Annotated in this window: 17 protein-coding genes; 8 read left to right on the top strand and 9 right to left on the bottom strand. The window is 55.4% G+C overall.

The window, feature by feature from the left end; translation table 11 throughout:
* From J1779_RS22840 to J1779_RS22830, 3 genes are read right to left on the bottom strand one after another with little or no spacing between them, the layout of a single operon-like run.
* A complete protein-coding gene (locus J1779_RS22840) occupies positions 1 to 717 on the bottom strand; it encodes an SDR family NAD(P)-dependent oxidoreductase (protein WP_122095803.1) in 717 nt (238 codons plus the stop codon).
* On the bottom strand, positions 717 to 1,169 hold the full coding sequence (locus tag J1779_RS22835) for a nuclear transport factor 2 family protein (protein WP_122095802.1): 453 nt from the start codon (positions 1,167 to 1,169) through the stop codon (positions 717 to 719). The genes J1779_RS22840 and J1779_RS22835 overlap by 1 nt, the downstream gene beginning before the upstream one ends.
* Entirely contained in the window at positions 1,169 to 2,005 is an 837-nt protein-coding gene (locus tag J1779_RS22830) for a MerR family transcriptional regulator (protein ID WP_217204867.1), read from the bottom strand. Before J1779_RS22830 ends, J1779_RS22835 begins: the two co-directional genes overlap by 1 nt.
* 177 nt (positions 2,006 to 2,182) lie before the next feature.
* Here J1779_RS22830 and J1779_RS22825 point away from each other — a divergent pair, with 177 nt between their 5' ends.
* Together J1779_RS22825 and J1779_RS22820 are read left to right on the top strand one after the other, a co-directional pair.
* The gene (locus J1779_RS22825; protein WP_217204866.1) at positions 2,183 to 2,752 is read left to right on the top strand and encodes a helix-turn-helix domain-containing protein; all 570 of its coding nucleotides are present in this window, start codon (positions 2,183 to 2,185) and stop codon (positions 2,750 to 2,752) included.
* Positions 2,753 to 2,779: 27 nt separating this feature from the next.
* Positions 2,780 to 3,316 carry a GNAT family N-acetyltransferase gene (locus J1779_RS22820; protein ID WP_136375589.1) on the top strand — a complete coding sequence of 179 codons (537 nt, stop codon included), beginning with the start codon at positions 2,780 to 2,782 and terminating at the stop codon, positions 3,314 to 3,316.
* 735 nt (positions 3,317 to 4,051) lie between these two features.
* Here the strand turns inward: J1779_RS22820 and J1779_RS22815 are convergent.
* A complete protein-coding gene (locus tag J1779_RS22815) occupies positions 4,052 to 6,040 on the bottom strand; it encodes a DUF4034 domain-containing protein (protein WP_217204865.1) in 1,989 nt (662 codons plus the stop codon).
* 845 nt (positions 6,041 to 6,885) lie between these two features.
* Here J1779_RS22815 and ompC point away from each other — a divergent pair.
* The gene (ompC, locus tag J1779_RS22810) at positions 6,886 to 8,013 is read left to right on the top strand and encodes a porin OmpC (protein ID WP_056778409.1); all 1,128 of its coding nucleotides are present in this window, start codon (positions 6,886 to 6,888) and stop codon (positions 8,011 to 8,013) included.
* Between the two features lie 91 nt (positions 8,014 to 8,104).
* Here the strand turns inward: ompC and J1779_RS22805 are convergent, their stop codons facing one another.
* Positions 8,105 to 8,695, bottom strand: a complete 591-nt coding sequence (locus tag J1779_RS22805) for a TetR/AcrR family transcriptional regulator (RefSeq protein ID WP_217204864.1) — start codon at positions 8,693 to 8,695, stop codon at positions 8,105 to 8,107.
* Positions 8,696 to 8,805: 110 nt separating this feature from the next.
* Here J1779_RS22805 and J1779_RS22800 point away from each other — a divergent pair, with 110 nt between their 5' ends.
* A complete protein-coding gene (locus J1779_RS22800; protein ID WP_217204863.1) occupies positions 8,806 to 9,273 on the top strand; it encodes a nuclear transport factor 2 family protein in 468 nt (155 codons plus the stop codon).
* 5 nt (positions 9,274 to 9,278) lie between these two features.
* On the opposite strand, the gene J1779_RS22795 is transcribed toward J1779_RS22800, so the two are convergent.
* The 3 genes from J1779_RS22795 to J1779_RS22785 all read right to left on the bottom strand — a co-directional run bounded on the left by J1779_RS22795 (position 9,279) and on the right by J1779_RS22785 (position 12,414).
* Positions 9,279 to 9,665: a helix-turn-helix domain-containing protein gene (locus J1779_RS22795; protein WP_056778417.1), complete on the bottom strand. Its 387-nt coding sequence runs from the start codon at positions 9,663 to 9,665 to the stop codon at positions 9,279 to 9,281.
* Positions 9,666 to 10,178: 513 nt separating this feature from the next.
* On the bottom strand, positions 10,179 to 11,951 hold the full coding sequence (locus tag J1779_RS22790; RefSeq protein ID WP_056778420.1) for a penicillin-binding transpeptidase domain-containing protein: 1,773 nt from the start codon (positions 11,949 to 11,951) through the stop codon (positions 10,179 to 10,181).
* Between the two features lie 220 nt (positions 11,952 to 12,171).
* Positions 12,172 to 12,414: a DinI family protein gene (locus J1779_RS22785; protein ID WP_217204862.1), complete on the bottom strand. Its 243-nt coding sequence runs from the start codon at positions 12,412 to 12,414 to the stop codon at positions 12,172 to 12,174.
* A gap of 195 nt (positions 12,415 to 12,609) precedes the next feature.
* Between J1779_RS22785 and J1779_RS22780 the strand changes: the two genes are divergently transcribed.
* From J1779_RS22780 to J1779_RS22765, 4 genes are read left to right on the top strand one after another with little or no spacing between them, the layout of a single operon-like run.
* Entirely contained in the window at positions 12,610 to 12,987 is a 378-nt protein-coding gene (locus tag J1779_RS22780; protein WP_217204861.1) for a copper resistance protein, read from the top strand.
* A 55-nt stretch (positions 12,988 to 13,042) separates the two neighbouring features.
* Positions 13,043 to 15,082 carry a protein-disulfide reductase DsbD family protein gene (locus J1779_RS22775; RefSeq protein ID WP_217204860.1) on the top strand — a complete coding sequence of 680 codons (2,040 nt, stop codon included), beginning with the start codon at positions 13,043 to 13,045 and terminating at the stop codon, positions 15,080 to 15,082.
* Positions 15,082 to 15,666, top strand: coding sequence for a DsbA family protein (locus tag J1779_RS22770; RefSeq protein ID WP_056778432.1), 585 nt, complete (start codon positions 15,082 to 15,084; stop codon positions 15,664 to 15,666). The genes J1779_RS22775 and J1779_RS22770 overlap by 1 nt, the downstream gene beginning before the upstream one ends.
* Positions 15,653 to 16,153 (top strand): protein disulfide oxidoreductase, encoded by a 501-nt coding sequence (locus tag J1779_RS22765; protein WP_217204859.1) that lies wholly within the window; start codon positions 15,653 to 15,655, stop codon positions 16,151 to 16,153. The genes J1779_RS22770 and J1779_RS22765 overlap by 14 nt, the downstream gene beginning before the upstream one ends.
* 75 nt (positions 16,154 to 16,228) lie before the next feature.
* Here the strand turns inward: J1779_RS22765 and yejM are convergent, their stop codons facing one another.
* Positions 16,229 to 18,010: an LPS biosynthesis-modulating metalloenzyme YejM gene (yejM, locus tag J1779_RS22760; protein ID WP_056778439.1), complete on the bottom strand. Its 1,782-nt coding sequence runs from the start codon at positions 18,008 to 18,010 to the stop codon at positions 16,229 to 16,231.
* Between the last annotated feature and the right edge of the window lie 5 nt (positions 18,011 to 18,015).

The following is an 18,015-nucleotide window of genomic DNA, read 5'->3' as shown; positions in this document are numbered from 1 at the left end:
TTATCTCACCATTTTTCGGCTTAACCATTTTTGCACGCCCACCGGCAGCAATGCGGCCGCCTTCAGTAAATGGGCAAAAAGTGGCGGGAAGGCAATTTCACTGGCTCCGTGCGCCAGCTTTTTACGGATGTGCGCCGACGCCTGACTGACGGTGACCATCATCGGCATCGGAAAGTCATTGCGTGAGGTCAGCGGCGTATCGACAAAGCCCGGCTGGATCAGCGAGATGTGGATATTGCGCGACATCAGATCGACCGACAGCGAACGGGCGAGATACGCCAGCGCCGCTTTGGAGGCGCCATAGGCTTCGGCGCGGGGGAACGGCAGCAAGGAGGCGGTTGAACCGACCAGCGCCACGCGGCTGCCGGGCGCTAAACCGGGCAGCAGGGCATCGAGGCAGTTCACCGGGCCCATGAAATTAGTGTTGATGACCCGTGCGACTTTTTCGGCTTCCACCACGCCGTTATCCAGGTATTCACAGGTACCGGCGCAGAGGATCACCAGATCGGCCTGCACGCCCTGAAGTGCCTGACGCGTTTGTGCCAGATCGGTGATATCAAAACTCAGCGGGACGATAAGCGGGCTGTGCCCGGCAACGGCGTCGAGTTTGCCGCCATCGCGGCCGCAGGCCGTGACTTCCCAGCCTTCATCAGCGTAATCCTGCGCCAGTTGCTGACCGATACCCGAACTGGCACCGGTGATCAGTACGCGGCGCATTATTTCAACCTGGCTTTGATGGCGCGAACGGCACCGCCGAGCATCGGGACGTGCTCGTAAATCATGGCACCGAGATCGTAATAATCGCGCTGATAAATGATGCGGTTTTCGGCAAGGCGTAAATGGCTTGCACCGTTAAGAGACATCGCCTGACCTTTTTTCAGTGAAGGGTGGGAATACTCCATGCGCCAGAACAGCGACGCCTCTTCGCCCTGAATCAGCGGAGGCTGAATATCAAAGCGGCAGTAATTCACTTTTTTGAGCAGTTGTGCGAAGTATCGCTCAAGGGCATCTACGCCGTCGTAATGGGAGACCGGATCGATAAACACCACGTGCGGGTGATAAATGCGCGAAAGCTGGGGCAGCAGGCTCATGTCCAGATGACGGTAGAATTCACACAGTCGCGTCAGGACATCGGCTGAAAGAGGGGGTTCAGGAAAATGTTTAATCATTATTTTTCCTTTAATTTGTGTATCGGAACAACCGTCTCATCATCGGCAACTGCGCAGATTTCAGCCTCTTCGTGACTTCCTGTCTCAGCCGCCAGCAGCACCGATGCGCTGCCAAGCAGGTAAATCGTCAGCCCCTGATCGACCCACTGCGCCATGCGTAAACGCTGAATTTGCGTCAGTTTTCCTTCCGCCCACAGGTAGACTTCATCGCACAGCACGTTTTCCAGATGCGGGTCTTCGAGATGACCGGGCAGAACCTCCACCTGCATCCCTTCTTCACACCGCACGATGGCTTCGAGCCACAATTCGGTGGTATCGATTGCGCCCCAGCCCAGCAGCGCAGCCCGCACCCCAGGACGTTTACGGGCGGCATTCATGCACATCACCGCATGTTCGATCACCAGGCCATCGAACAGACTGCGCAGGGTGCGCAGGCGGTGATCGCCGGGATTGAGCCGGGCGCGTAGCGGGCGAAATACATTGTTCACCAGCGCCGCAGCGGGATATTCGCGCCCGAGTTCGGTTATCACCTGACGCACTTTCTGGCTCTGGCCTCTTTGCAGGGCCGTCAGCAAACGGTGCTCGGATTCCGACCAGTCGCCTGACACCGCCTCAACTTTGCCTTCCAGCAGGGATTTCACCTGACCGACCGGGATACCCCGTTCAATCCAGCCTAAAATGGTGCGGATGGTGTCGAGATCTTCATCATTAAACAGCCGATGGCCGCCTTCGGTACGCTGCGGTTTGAGCAGGCCATAACGGCGCTGCCATGCGCGAAGCGTGACCGGGTTGATACCACAAATGCGAGCAACCTCGCCGATGCTGTAAAGTGACATGTGTTGGCCCAAATATTCATAAAACTAATGTTAACTCTAGCGTCTCGTCGCAAAGTTGTACAACTTTATTATTTTTGTACAACTTACCTAATACTAACGGATTACATTATATTAACTTGCCTGTTTCCCTGATAAGAGATAATTTCCCTGTATTGAGAAATCAGGCGGGGTAATGAAATGGAGAACGGGCAGGAAAGTCACGATCTGCGGCTGGCAGAACGGCTGGCGGAATTACGCATCGCACAGGGCTGGTCGCTGGAGTCTCTGGCGCAGCGCACGGGGATCAGCCGGGCAACGCTTTCAAGGGTGGAGCGGTCAGAAACCAGCCCGACGGCGTCTGTGCTGGGTAAACTGAGTGCGGCCTACGGGCTGACCACCTCACGGCTGCTGATGGCGCTGGAAGATAATCCGCCAGAACTTATCCGCGCCGCACAGCAACCGGTCTGGCATGACCGCGAAACCGGCTTTGAGCGCCGTTCTGTGTCTGCACCGGCGCCGGGATTTCGCGCCGAGCTGATTGCCGGGCATCTTAAAGCCGGTGCCACGATTGTCTACGATTCACCGCCGGTTGCGGGTCTTGAGCAGCACATCTGGATGCTGGAAGGGCTGCTTGATTTCACACTGGATACGCGCAGTTACCGGCTCGAACCGGGCGACTGTCTGCGTTTTCATCTTCATGGCTCCTCCTCTTTTTATGTTCCGGGCCCGGCCGATGCGCGTTATGCCATCGTTATCACCCGTCCTTAAACTCTGTCAGAAATAAGGCTTAACTCTATGCAAAGTGTCAGTGAAGTAGTGATCAGTGAAGTGCAGGGCGGTGCATTGACGGTGGCCGATCTGGAGGCGTTAGCCGATACGCTGATGCAATCCGTCGCGCTGGGGGCGAGTATCGGTTTCGTGCTGCCGTTTGGGTTTGTGCAGGCGCAGGCGTTTTGGCAAAAGCTGTTACCCGCTTTTGAGCTTGGGGAGCGGCGTTTGCTGGTGGCGCGGCTTGACGGGATCATTGTCGGGACGGTGCAGCTGGTGGTTGATCAGCCTGCCAACGGCGCACATCGGGGCGATATCGTCAAACTGATGGTGCATCCCGACGGACGTCGCCGGGGCATTGCCCGCCAGCTGATGGCCTGGGCAGAAGCGCTGGCGCGGGTGGAAGGAAAAACGCTGCTGGTGCTCGATACCGTTACCGGCAGCCCGGCGCAGACCTTATATGAAGATCTCGGTTTTGAGCTGAGCGGCACAATTCCGCATTACGCGATGTCCACTACGGGAATTCTGGAATCCACGAGTGTGATGTATAAGGTGTTGGTTTAATCAAGTTCAAGGTCAAGGTCGTGGGCGTCGGCCCACACCGACTTGGGGGTGGCTTATCGCCGCCACCCCCAAGACCCCCAGGCTCTTTCACTGCGCGCTGCCGCTCGCTGGCTATGTTTCAGCACCCTCCGCTATTGCCGCAAAATCCCGCTGCTGCGCAGTCCCCTCCCGTCGGGTTCCAACCCGCGCAAAAACACGCGCGGTTTTCCACCACTCCTTCGGCGTGATTTTTGAGCGCGGCTGGGGATTTTTAGGTCGCAACCTCACCCTTTTTGATTCTTTGAAAATCAAAAGCAGTCAGGAGTTTTCAGGTCGTCACCTCATCTTCTCAGATTGGTTTTTTTTGAGAGTTAGATGGCGCGCTCAAAAATCTGGCCGACCGGGGGTTCGAGACGCAGGGCTCGAATCCCGCGGGGAGGGAACCGCGCAGCGGCAAGATTTTGCGCCACATTGGGGAGTATCAGATCATGTCCATCGACCCAGCGGCAGCGCGTGTTTAAAAAAAGCGAGGAGAGTGCAGAGAGGAAAAGCACTTTCCTCTCTGCTCGGTTTCGGCGCGAAAAGCCAGGCGAGCACTGCAATTGAGAAACCGAAACGTTCACGGTTTTGAGTCAATTTTGAGCGACACCGCGTGTTTAAAAAGCGAGGAGAGTGCAGAGAGGAAAAGCACTTTCCTCTCTGCTCGGTTTCGGCGCGAAAAGTCAGGTGAGCACTGCAATTGAGAAACCGAAATGTTCACGATTCTTTCAACAGATCCCTGAACCCCTGTGTCGGATCATTACCTTCAACTTTCCGCTTATCCTGCCACAGGTTCATCCGCGATCTGAGTGAGCCGTTAAGCTCATCATGCACCTGCTTAGCCGCTTCAGATTCAGGATTCAGCTCCAGTACAAACTCCATAAATTTACCGGCGATGTAACGATTTTTCTTAACGCCGGTGCCGGTCAGCCACGCCATGCCGAGGGTATAGGCCGCTTCGGCGCGATCGGGATGGTCTGCGTTGTGCAAAATCTCCGGCAACCACTGCTCGGCCGCCTGACGTTTTTGTGCGTCTGAACCGTTATCAAGGGCACAACTCGCGCGCCAGTAGGCGGCAGATAAATGCCCCGCATCCATCGCACGCTGATACCACTGCATTGCCTGCTCGTAATCGGGTTCACCACCGAGGCCTTCGCGCAGGGCGTTTGCGCAGGTGAACATCGCCGGAACCATGCCGGAACGTGCTGCGCTCAGCACACAATCCATGGCGTTGCTGTCGTTGTGATACTGCGCGGGGACGTCCTGATGCCAGGTGTTGCGATAGAAAAAATACAGCTCATAACAGTGGATGGCGCTGCCGTGACGCGCCATTTCGGTCATCAGGAAATGCGCTGCATCCAGATCGTCATTGATCGCCATATCGTGTGCCAGCGTCACCAGATCTTTTGCGAAGCGATCGTCGCCGGATTGCTGCATCAGCGACCAGGCGTGATCCATCAGCCCTGCGCACAGTTCCGGTTTTGCCGGTAAGCCGTATAAACCGTATCCGAGCGCGGCGGCGGCAAAGGCCACCAGCGTCGGGTGAGTCGCCTGGCTGAGGGCGCGGGTCAGCAGCGCCGTCAGCACCGGCATGCCTTCTTCGTGGCCGTTCGCCAGCACCGCACGGGAAATAAACATCGTGGCGAAATCTCCCGGCATGGCCTGCGGGCTGACGGCAAATAGTTCCTGATAGACGGCTAAACCTGCCTGATCGTCATCCTGCCAGTAGGCCACGCAAATTCCGGCCAGATCCAACAGGCGGATACGCTTGGCCGGATCAAGAGACTGCGCCAGGAGTCCGGCCAGACGCTGTTGTAACTCAAGGGCGCGGGGCGAATCGCGGTCGGCGATATCCCCGGAGAGCGCATCGCACAGGGCGTTGGCGCGAAACTGATTACGTTCTTCTTCGCTGAATTCCGCACACAGCGGGCTGTCGATAATTAACATCTGCTGTTCATCGCTGCCGCCCCAGAAGGCGGAATGGAAAAGCAGATAGGACTCCATGGTGCCGACGTCGGCATGACGCACGGACATCGCCATGCGCAGCCAGTGATCCACCGGTTCTTCATCCGGTTTGCGGGTGTCCTGCAACGCCACGGGTAACGTCTGCGGCCACTGTGTCGCCGGTTCGAATCCGAGCGCATGAATATGGGCGACGCCGGCCTGCCAGATTTCACTGCCCTGAATCGAAAACTTCTCATGCAAGGGCAGCGGAACTTCACCGGCAAACAGAGATTTTAGCCAGTAGGGTTCACCGAATCCGCCACTGAGATTCATCATATGGCGGAAGGCGTGCGTCGGGCGCTGATGCAATTCTGTCGCACGTAAAAAAGCCAGCACGGCGTAATCACAGCACAGCTGAGCACCGAGCCACTGGTGATCTTCCACTTCCTCACCGGGCGCTGTCTGGCGAATCAGCCAGGCGTTTTCATGCCAGACCATGCCGAGCAAAACGTGGGCGTGGTAACTCTGCGGACATTGCTGAGCCCAGTCGCTGAGAATTTCCAGCGCGTTAAGCGGCGGAGTTTCGCTGCCGGTAAATAAGGTTGCGGGATGCATCAGCAGCCCATACACGGAATCCCCTTCAGTCTGGTTCTGCCATCCACGCATCAGTGACAACAGCCACTCGTCGAGTTTCAGAAAACGGCGGGTTGCCAGCAGCATTCTGGCTTTGGATAGGGTGTCGGACTGATCCTGGTGCGGCATGAGTTTCCCTGAACGGTTGAGGAGCCTGAACTATCGTATAAAGAAGGTATTACGTGGCAACGCAGTCTAACGTTGTTATGCGCACAGGTCAGCGAGATTGCTCTGACTTTAGGTAGATCCCTTCATGCTTGCCGTGGCCAGGAGGCGGTGTCGCGTCCCGCAGCGGAAATTATGCTGGCTATAGTAACGGATCCGCTCCTGAGTGACGAACAAACCCTGCACAATTTAACGCTGAATAAACCGGCATTATTCCCTGTCTATTTCGGTATTTAGATATCGGATATTAATTAAATGGTTGTGTGAAATAAGGAGAAAGGGTGAATTAATTATGGAGGAAGAATGTCAATATGTGTAATAACCACCCGCATTTAATATCACGCCACGCAACCATTAATCTGGAAGCAAAAAAAACCGACCACAAAGGGTCGGCTGTTGTTTCCACAAAACGGGGAATGAGGGTAATTCAATAACAAATAATGATGATAGCGAGGAAAAGTATATATTATTGTTTGGCGTTTGCTTTATCACTTAGTGCGGTAATTATTTGAACTAATGCAATGATTTAATTGAATTAAATTCTAATTTAGCTTTGCGTGCTTTAATTTAACAAAATTAAACAGACGTAAATTGACTCTTTTTTAATATTCTGTTACATCTATCAATAAATAAGAAATGTCTTAACTAACTTCGTATCATTTTCTTTCTGGCTTATTCATCGTTATATCCAGAGAATGGGGTTGCCATGTCGGGCCAACAATTCTTAAAAAAGTTTTACCTCAGTAAAAAAGAAAAAACGATACTTTACATTCAGTGGCGCGGCTCGACACCTATCGAGGATAAATATAATGAAACTCCGTATTCTTTCGCTCATGATCCCTGCGTTATTGGTCGCAGGATCAGCCAGTGCGGCAGAAGTTTACAATAAAGATGGCAACAAACTGGACCTCTACGGTTTAGTTGACGGTTTACACTATTTTTCCAACAACGCGGGTTCTGACGGCGATCAGAGCTACATCCGTTTAGGCTTCAAAGGCGAAACGCAAATCACCGACCAGCTGACCGGCTACGGTCAGTGGGAATATCAGGTTCAGGCTAATCAGGCAGAAAGCTCTGACGATGGCGATCGCGCATTTACCCGTTACGGGTTTGCGGGTCTGAAATTTGGTGATATGGGGTCATTTGATTACGGTCGTAACAACGGCGTGCTGTATGACGTGGCCGCCTGGACCGACATGCAGCCTGAGTTCGATGGTTCCACCTACGGCGCGGATCAGTTCCTGTTCCAGCGTACTAACGGCGTCGCGACCTACCGTAACGATAACTTCTTCGGCATGGTGGATGGCCTGCACTTTGCCCTGCAATATCAGGGTAAAAACGACAGCGGCGGCGGTGAGCCGGGTACCCGTGATGTGCTGACGCAGAACGGTGACGGTTACGGCATGTCTCTGAGCTACGATATTGGCGCAGGCGTCAGCGTGGCGGGTGCCTTCTTTAACTCCGACCGTACTGACGAGCAGAATTCCGCACCGGGCATTATGGGCGAAGGTAAAAAAGCGGAAGGTTACACCGGGGGTCTGAAATATGACGCCAACAATGTGTACCTGGCGGCGATGTTCACTCAGGCTTATAACGCTTCCCGCTTCGGTTCTACCGATTCAGAAGCTTACGGTTATGCCAACCAGTCTCAGGCGTTTGAAGCCTACGCCAGCTACCAGTTCGACTTTGGTCTGCGTCCGTTCGTGGCGTATAACCAAACGCGCGGTAAAGATTTAGGCACAGACCGTCTGGGCAACAACTATCAGGATCAGGATCTGGTGAAATTTGTCGATCTGGGCGCGAGCTACTACTTCAACAAAAATATGTCGGCCTACGTTGATTACAAAATTAACCTGATCGACAGCAGCACCTTCACCGATAACGCCGGTATCAATACCGATGACGTGACGGCGGTGGGTCTGGTGTATCAGTTCTAAGCGTGCCTTTCTCAGACACAGAATGACGCTCAGGATGATAGAAAAGCAGTGAAAGCGTGAGAAAAGCGCGGCCCTTACCGGCCGCGTTTTTTTATGGGTGCGGAACCGCCGGGGGCTGCCCGGTAAAAGCCACCAGCGTGGCTTTGAGCATGGAAAGCACCTGCGGGATGTTGCGGTTGATTTGAGCGGTCACAATGGCTCCGTCGGTTATCATCGCAATGGCCTGCGCGCTGAATGCACGCTCCGCGCTTTCAGGAAGGCAGGCCGCGATGGCATCAGCCATCTGCTGTTTATGGCTGGCCGCGACGTCGAGCACCTGCGGCAGCGGTTCCGAAAATTCCAGGGCGCTGTTGATAAACGCACAACCGCGAAAATCCTCAGACTCAAACCATTCGGCCAGCGTTGCCGTCAGCGCCAGCGGAAAATCGCCGGCACATGCGCCCATTTCCTGAGCCAGTTTTTCCTCAAACCACGTCATCCAGCGTTCATGCCGGTAATCGAGAAATGCGCTGACCAGCAGATTCTTACTGGCAAAATGACGATAGAACGTCACCTTGGTCACCCCTGCTTGCCTGATGATGAGGTCAATCCCCGTGGCGCGGATCCCTTCGCGGTAAAACAAGTCATGGGCGGTCAGTAAGATCCGGTCACGGGCGGGCAGGGCAGAACGATCGACAGACATTGAAAAAACCTCCGGAAGTGAATGCATCGATTGTAGACAACTCTGTCTACATGCGCTAGGCTTTTGTGTAGACAGAGTTGTCTACATCCATTTTCCCTCATGAGGTGCTTATGTTAACTAAACCGCCGTTGCCCCCCTTCAGCCGTGAAAGCGCAATCGAAAAAATCCGTCTGGCAGAAGATGCCTGGAACAGCCGTGACCCGCTGCGGGTCAGTCAGGTTTACTCGGCGGATACCCGCTGGCGAAATCGCAGCGAATTCGTGAACGGGCAGGATGCCGTGGTGGCTTTCTTACAACGTAAATGGACCAAAGAGCTGGAATACCGGCTGATCAAAGAGTTATGGGCGTTTGACGGTGAGCGGATTGCGGTGCGTTTTGCGTATGAATGGAAAGATGATTCGGGTAACTGGTTCCGCAGTTTCGGGAATGAGAACTGGGCGTTCAACGAGCAGGGACACATGTTTGAACGTCACGCCTGTATCAATGATTTACCGATTCAGGAAAGTGAACGCAAATTCCACTGGCCGCTGGGGCGCAGGCCGGATACGCATCCGGGCCTGACGGAGATGGGTTTTTAACAGCCTCAGGCTGATTTCTGGTGGATCAGATGCAGCGGCGGAGAAACATCGAGTTTGATGTCGGGGTTTTGGCGGAATTCATGCGGCGTAATATTAAAACGCTTGCGGAACATGTAGGTGAAATGCGACTGCGAGCCGAATCCGAAATCCATTGCGATATCAAAAATCGGTGTTTCACTGCTGCTCAGCTGATAAACAGCGCTCGCCAGACGACGTTCCCTGATGTACTTCCCCAGAGAAATGCCCGTCGATTCCTTGAACAGTTTTTGCATGTGCCAGAGCGAATAGCCGGAGTACTCAGCCAGTTCTTCCAGATGGATCACACGGCCCAGATGGCCTTCGATCCATTTGCTGAGTGCGCTGACGATTGCGAGATGAATGTCTTGAGCCATAACCAGTCTGTATTGATGTCGAATAGGCCTATTATACACGACTTAGCGATGATGGCGTGGCAGGTCTTGCGGATGAGAAGGGTTCACAAAAATGGCCCGCAGATCAGAACTGCGCGTGCAGCCTGACGGGCCATGATTTACCGCAACAGCATCCAGTGAATTAATCTGGCAATGCCATCGTCCAGAAGTACGATCCCGACGAGAATAAGAACGATCAGAATAATAAAGTTCTTACGGGTTGGCATAGGGATACCTCAGTTACCAGGGGCCGCTGCCCTGCATATTCAGCGCAATAACACCCATACAGACCACTACAAATACCAGCAAAACGATAAATAGCCGCTTCATTCTTTTCTATCAGAGCCTGAGCTCTTCCTCCAGCGTGGGGCTAACCCGCAAATGACGTCACTTCTGCTGTAAACCTGTGTGTTTACCAGCATCAGTTTTACCAACAAATCACGCGCACGTTAACCCTATTTACCGCACAAATCCAGTGACAGCGCTGCTGTGGCGCTATCCCTCGGTGGCCGGACGTCTCACCAGATCGGTTTTCTGGCCGCCGTTAATGACAGTGGTCGGCGGCGTTTCAGGCACCAGCGCATCCGGGGCGATATTCATGTGATTGAGGACTTCGCCCATGATTTGCCCGAATATCGGGCCAGCTACTGAACCCCCGAAGTGTTTACCGGCCTGCGGATTGTTGACCATCACCACCAGCGCCACGCGCGGATTACTGGCCGGTGCGACACCGGCCGTATAGTTGATGTAGCCGCCGTCATATTTGCCGCTGCTGCCCATTTTTTCTGCCGTACCGGTTTTGATCGCTAAACGATAACCGGGAACCGCGGCACTGAGGCCGGAACCGCCGGGCAGGGCATCGCTTTCCATCATATGAATGACGGTTCTCACCACGTCAGCAGACATAATCCGGGTACCCAGTACCGGAGGCGTCACTTTGGTGATCGACAGCGGGCGATAAATCCCTTCTGAGCCAATCGTGGCGTACTCGCGGGCGATTTGCAGCGGCGTCACGCGCAGGCCATAACCGAACGAGAAGGTGGCACGCTCGATGTCTGCCCAGCGTTCACGGTGCGCCGGGAAATAACCGCTGCTTTCGCCGCCGATACCTAAATCTGTGGGTTTGCCCAGCCCGAACGACTGGTAGAGTTGCACCAGCACGTTGGCCGGCATTGCCAGAGCGATATGGGACACCGCGATGTCGCTGGATTTTTGCAAAATACCGGTGATGGTCAGGGCAGGCCAGTGGCCGACGTCTTTGATCAGGTGGCCGTTAACGGTGTAGGGGTGGGTATCGAGAACGGAATCAGGGCGGATCATCCGCCGTGCCAGACCGGCCATCACCACCAGCGGTTTCACGGTAGAACCTGGCTCGAAGCTGTCACTGATGGCGACGTTACGCATGTCTTTGACCGCGACACCGGCATAGTTATTCGGGTTGTAGGAGGGGAACGACGCCATCCCTAAAATTTCGCCGGTATTGACGTCCACCAGCACGGCGGCGCCAGATTCCGCCTGGTTGAGCAGAACGCCGGTGCGCAGACGCGAGTAAAGGACGTACTGCATAAAGCTGTCGATGCTCAGATTGATGGTCGGCGGCTGTTGCGGAGCGACCTCTTTGAGCACGCCAATGACGTTACCGTGGCGATCCTGACGGTATTCACGCATGCCCGGCTTGCCTTCCAGCAGCGCATTGAACCCTTTTTCGATGCCGTTCAGCCCTTCATTGTCGGTGCCAACTACCCCGACCAGGTTGGCCGCGGCTTCGCTCATCGGGTAGTAGCGGCTGTCATCGTGAATACTGCTGATGCCGCCGAGATGCAACTGACCGATATCTTCGGCAATGCCTTCTTCAATTTTGCGACCAAGGTAGACAAAGCGGCGCTGCGGATCGCTGTTGATGGTTTGCTGCAACTGCGAAAGCGGCATATTGAGCGCGGAGGCCAGATATTGCCATTTCGGGCTGTTCAAATCGCTATGCAATTCAAGGATGCGGAACGGGTCGGCCACGATGTCTTTCGATGCGACGCTTAACGCCAGCGGGTGGCCGTTACGGTCGGAGATCGTACCGCGTACGGCAGGAATAACGTTGGAACGCAGCGAGCGGGAGTCGGCTTCTTTCTCGAGCATCGGCTGATTCAGCAGCTGTAAATATCCCACCCGGCCAAGCAGAAGTGCCATACAACAGACGATGCCCAGACAAATCAGCGCAAAGCGCTTGGCATAAAAGTGGGGTTGGGCGCTGGATTTTTTTGAGCTCGGTCGCATGGCGGTTTCGCAAAGTCATGAATGCATTTGAAGCGAAAAGCGAGGAGGCGGGGACAATAAAAACCGGATAATTCTCTCCAGTCTGTACCCAATATAATGCGACTCATCGCTCTGATTGATAATGAATTTCGTATATCACCGACATCTTATATTAAGCCAAAGGCATGGATTGTTTATTTCAATTGCGCTTTGTAAGCAAGTGCAACGGCAAAGCCCGTTTTTATTCCATCGACAGCCATTCATCCGCTTCTTCGAACATTTCCTCTAACATTTGATTTAATTGTGAGCGTTCCTGCTTACTGGCCCCGTGAGTATTCAGGCCGTTCGCCTGCATGGGCTTCACTTTCACTTCCGCGTCAGGAAACATTCGGTGAACACGTTTCGCCAGCTCGGCTTCAATTTTTTCACTGGCGTTTGGGATGCCGGAGACATTCCGTTTGTCAAAAATCAGTTCAACCCGCATAACTTTCCTCGTGATTATTGTATGTGATTAACTGGCTAAATATACAGTAACTGACCGGTCTGCTCTAGCGATTTTTGACCCTGACGGTGGAATCAGATTCACCTTTTTCAGCGTAAATTCATGTAATTCGCCAACCATAACCCTTGTGAATGTTTTCCTGCCCGCTAGAATGGCGGCGAACTGTACGAGGGAAATGTGGATAAACAACGGCGTTCAGCACTGATTTTCTTTTGCCTGGCCTGTCTCGTCATACTGACTTGTATGACGCAGCGCATTGCCGGGCTGAACGCGTTATCTGCCATTTTGAATCAGCCTCTTGTGACGCAACCCACGTCTTCTGCACTGGCTGAAACGCCTGCCGGGGTGGAAACCCTCCCCACACCCTGTGAACTAAGCAGTAAATCACTGCTTTCTGTTCCGCCTCTCCTCCTGGAATTTGCGTTGCTGGCGCTGAGCCTGCTGCTGGCCTTTTTGTCACGCGGCACGATGGCGGCCATTCGCTTACGTCTCCCCGACGCCGTGCCGGTGCCCCGATTGCGGGTGCATCTGCGGCTGTGCGTTTTCCGGGAATAAAAATACACCTGCGTTGTTCAACGGAAGGTGACCTTTTTATTTTTGGAGAAAATCTATGCGAAGTTTATTCAGGGCGGCGTTTGGCTGCTTTCTGATGCTCTGGCTGCACGCCGGAACAGCAGCCGATTCCGGCTGGCTGCAAAGTCCGCAAAATACACATGCCAGGGTGCGTTTACAGGTGCAGCCTGCGGATGGCATGGCCGGCGAAACCCGGATGCTGCTGTCGGTCAGTCTGGAAAAAGGCTGGAAAACCTACTGGCGCTCGCCCGGTGAAGGGGGCATTGCGCCGTCCGTCAGCTGGGAAAGCGAGGCTGTCGCCGGTGCCGTGACCTGGTTCTGGCCGACGCCGTCGCGGTTTGACGTGGCGGGCATCACCACGCAGGGCTATCACGATAACGTCGATTTGCCGCTGATCATCAGCGGTCAGGTGCCTGAGAAACTCGCCGGTACACTGACGCTGCCGGTGTGCAGCAACGTCTGTATTCTGACTGATTTTCCCTTCAGCCTTGAGCCCGGCGCGGGCGCTGACCGTGAGGATTTTGCCCGCCAGTTTGCCATCGCGATGGGAAAAGTGCCTATTGCACAAGGTCTGACAGACCGCGCCTCGGCAGGTTATCGCACGGGCAGCCTGCTGATTTCTGCTCATCGCGAGCAGGGCTGGCAAAACCCTGAGCTGTTTATTGATACGCTCGACGGCAGTGCGTTTGGTAAGCCGGTCGTGAAGGTGGACGGGGCGCAGTTACAGGTCACGCTGCCGGTGACTGACGAGTGGGGCGATGTGGCCGGGGATCTGCGTGGCAAAAGCGTCAGCGTGGTGCTGGCAGACAGCGGCCTTGCCCAGCAGCTTAACCTGAACGTCGGGGCGCTGCCCGCGCCCGCAGGCCGCGGTGCGGTGCTGTGGCAGATCGCGCTGATGGCGCTGGCGGGCGGATTTATTCTCAATCTGATGCCGTGCGTATTGCCGGTGCTGGGGATGAAGCTCGGCACAATTTTGCAGGTGGAACACCGTGACCGGCAACGCGTCCGGGTGCAGTTTCTGGCCTCATCCGCCGGGATTATCACGTCGTTCCTCGCGCTGGCGCTACTGATGACGGTGCTGCGCGCCACGAATCAGACGCTGGGGTGGGGCATTCAGTTTCAGAACCCATGGTTTATCGGGCTGATGGTGACGGTCACCGCGCTGTTCACCGCCAATCTGCTGGGCCTGTTTGAGATCACACTGCCTTCCCGCCTGACCACGCGGCTGGCGACGCAAAAACGTAGCGGTTTAGCCGGTCACTTTGCCGAAGGCGCCTTCGCCACCTTGCTGGCAACGCCGTGCTCTGCGCCGTTCCTCGGCACCGCCGTGGCTTTTGCGCTGGCGGCTTCGTTGCCGGTGTTGTGGGGATTATTTCTGATGCTGGGACTGGGCATGAGCCTGCCGTGGCTGATGATCGCCCTCTGGCCGGGGCTGGCGTTGCGGCTTCCGCGCCCTGGCCGCTGGATGCTGCGTGTACGGATGGCGCTCGGTGCGCTGATGCTCGCCGCCTGCCTGTGGCTGCTCAGCCTGTTGCAAAACCATCTGCCCGAACGCGGGGCAATGGTCATTGCCGGGGTTCTGCTGCTGATACTGGTGGTGGCCTGCGCACGCCGTTATGGCCTGCGCGCTGCGGCAATCGCCAGCGGTGCCGGTCTGGTGGCGGGTCTGGCGCTCTTCTTCAGCCTCTCCTGGAACGCCGGTATCCACCCCCCGCGGGATGAAATTCGCTGGCAGCCGCTGTCAGAGCAGGCGATTCGTGATGCGCTGGCAGAGAAAAAAGTGGTGTTTGTGGATGTTACCGCTGACTGGTGTGTGACCTGTAAAGCCAATAAATACAATGTCCTGCTGCGTGATGATGTGCAGCAGGCGCTGACGGACAAACAGGTCGTCGCCCTGCGCGGTGACTGGAGTTTGCCGTCGCCCTCCATCAATGAATTTTTGCAAAAGCGCGGCAGCGTCGCCGTACCCTTCAATCAAATTTATGGCCCGCAGCGGCCTGATGGCGAGATTCTGTCGCCGCTGCTGACCCGCGAAGCCGTGTTAAAGGGGCTGAAAAATGCCCAGGGAGCTGAATAATGAAAATGTTAATGCTGATACTGATGATGGTGATGTCTCCCGCGGTGCTGGCGATGACGCCGGAAGAGACGCTGTTCAACAATCCGGCCACGCCGCACTTTGGTGCCAAAAATCCCCGGCTGACGATTGTGTCTTTTACCGATTACAACTGCCCGTACTGCAAACAGTTTGATCCGCTGCTCGCACGCGTCGTGAAGGAAAATCCGCAAGTGGCGGTGGTGATCAAGTTGCTGCCTTTTCGCGGTGCCAGCTCGATCATTGCCGGTCGCGCGGCGATGACCGTCTGGGAGCAGCATCCGGACAAGTTTCTGGCTGTACATCAGCGCCTGATGTCCAAAAAAGGGCCGCATGACGAGGCCAGCGCCGTGGAGGCGGTGAAAAGTGTCGGACTGGCGCCGATCACCGTCACGCCAGCCAGTTATCTTGAGCTGAAAACCAATGTGGAAATCGCGGAAGTGCTGGGCATTCAGGGGACACCCGCCACGATCATTGGCGATCAACTGGTGGCGGGTGCCATCAGCTGGGAAGATCTGAATAAACTGGTGAAAGAGCAGCTGGCGAAGGCACAACATGACAAAACTTAAGCGCCGGTTACGCGAAGGGGCGGTGATGGCGCTGCTGATCATTGCCGTGACGTCCGGCATGGATTTCCTGCGGGCGCCGCAGGCTCCGGCGAATTTCGGCAATCAGGCCCTGCACACTCTGGAGGGGCAACGCATCACGCTGCTCGAACAAAGCCAGCAGCGGCCGCTGCTGGTCTACTTCTGGGCGACGTGGTGCGGGATCTGCAAGATGACCACGCCAGGGGTGGCAACGCTGGCGCAAGAGGGCGGGAATGTGATCACCGTGGCGCTGCGTTCGGGCGATGCGGCAAAAATTCAGCAGTATCTGACCGCGAAACATTTCGTCATGCCGGTGGTTAATGATCCGCGCGGCGAGATCTCTTCGCAGTGGGATGTGGGCGTGACGCCGACGTTTGTGATCATCAGTAAAGGCGAGGTGGTCAGTAGCACCACCGGCTGGACCTCTTCATGGGGGCTGAAAGCCAGACTATGGTGGGCGGGGTTGTAAACCGCCCGCGCCACTGACAAACAAAAAGGCCTTCACTGACGCATCGGTGAAGGCCTTTTTCTCAACACAGGCTAATCAGTTAGCCAGGAAGCGTTTCTCGTCTGTCAGTACCTGCAGCAGCAGGCTGAGTTCAGGTTTCTGATCTTTAATGTGTTTGCCGTTGGCGTCGAAGGCGCGGTAATCCCCGTCGCTTTCCAGTTCCAGCGTCTGGTCCGGCGTGGTAATGACCAGCGTGCCATCGTCACTGGTGGTCACCCAGTTGTGGCGACGTTTCGCAGCAAACAAATCTTCACCCTGCGAGTAATCCGCCGGCGATGTGGTGACGTGCAACAGGCGCTGCATCAGCGTGGTCATCACATCGGCATGTGCCGTCAGCTTATCGATATTCTGTGCCGGTGTGCCCGGCCAGTGAATGATCAGCGGCACCTGCAACTGCTGGCGGTTCATGGCATTGCCTGAACCCCAGGTACCGTTCTCATTGAATTCAATGCCGTGCGACGCGGTGATCACTACCACGGTTTTATCCAGCTCACCGCGATCTTTTAGCGATTGCAGGATAGCCGTGATTTGCTGATCGACGCTTTGCGCGCCGCGCTGGTAACGGTGAATAAAGGTATTCCCCACCGGCACGCTGTCGCCGTTCTGACGCAACGAAGCACTGATGCCGTTCAGATTCACGTAGGAGAACCACGGGCCATTGCCGCGCACGTTCAGCCATTGTTGCCACTGCGCCACGGTCTGTTGATCGGACTGTTTCACCGGCGCTGGCAGCGTAAAGTCGGTCAGTAATGCCTGACGGTACAGCGGATTATCAAAGCCGTCGGAGGCAAACAGGCCAAACTCGTAGCCCTGCTGTTCCAGCGAGGTCACCAGCGCAGAAGGTTTACGGGCAGCGAGAATGCCCTGCATGTACGTCGGCGAGATGCCATAGAACAGGCCGAACTGGCCGGTATCATCACGATTGCCGGAGCTGAAATGCTGCTCAAAACGGATGTTCTGTTTGGCAAAATCGTTCAGTGCAGGCATGTCCTTATCCAGCGTGGAAGTATGCACGCCGTCCAGCACCACCATCAGAAGATTGTATTTGGTGCCGGTATTGCGGAACGTGATGCTGTTGAGCGGGTATTCCACCGCCAGCGCTTCCGGATTTCCCTGCTCGATAAGGCGCCGCTGGTACTCTTCGGCGTTTAGCAGACCATGTTTTTCAAGGAATTTGCGCGCGGTCATCGGGTAAGAGAGCGGCAGATTTGAACGCTGCATGGTGATCGGGCGATAGAAATTGGCATCCGCCCAGATATACATCAGGTGCGAAGCAAAGAAGCTGACGATAAACAGCACGACGATGGGTTTGGCAAAATTGCGGCGGTTGAGGCTGCGCAGCTTTTGCCATGCCCAGGTACCGAACAGCATTTCGAGCAGGAAAATCACCGGCACGGCAATAAACATCAGCTGCCAGTCGCGCGCCATCTCGCCCCGTCCGGGGTTGACGACCAGTTCCCAAACCACAGGATTGATGTGCAGGTGGAAACGGGTAAAGACCTCGGTATCCACCAGCACCAGCGTAAGCCCGGCAGTCGCCAGTATCGCTGACAGGAAACGCAACAGCCTTTGCGACATCACCACGAAGGTCAGCGGGAAGATGATCAGCAGATAGGCGGCGAAACCGATAAAACTGAAATGCCCAAGCCAGCTGACCAGCGCGTAAATGCGCCCTTGCAGGGAAGAAGGCCAGTCAGAAACAAACAGGTAGCGGCTGCCGATCCCAAGAATGAGCAGGATATTAAACAGGGCGAACCAGTGCCCCCAGCTGATCATCTGGGAAACTTTTTCGCGATAGCGCTGACTATTTGTCACCATGAGAG

It is taken from the genome of Rahnella rivi (genome assembly GCF_019049655.1).
Classification (GTDB): Bacteria; Pseudomonadota; Gammaproteobacteria; order Enterobacterales; family Enterobacteriaceae; genus Rahnella; species Rahnella rivi.
This window is presented reverse-complemented; position numbering and strand designations above follow the sequence as displayed.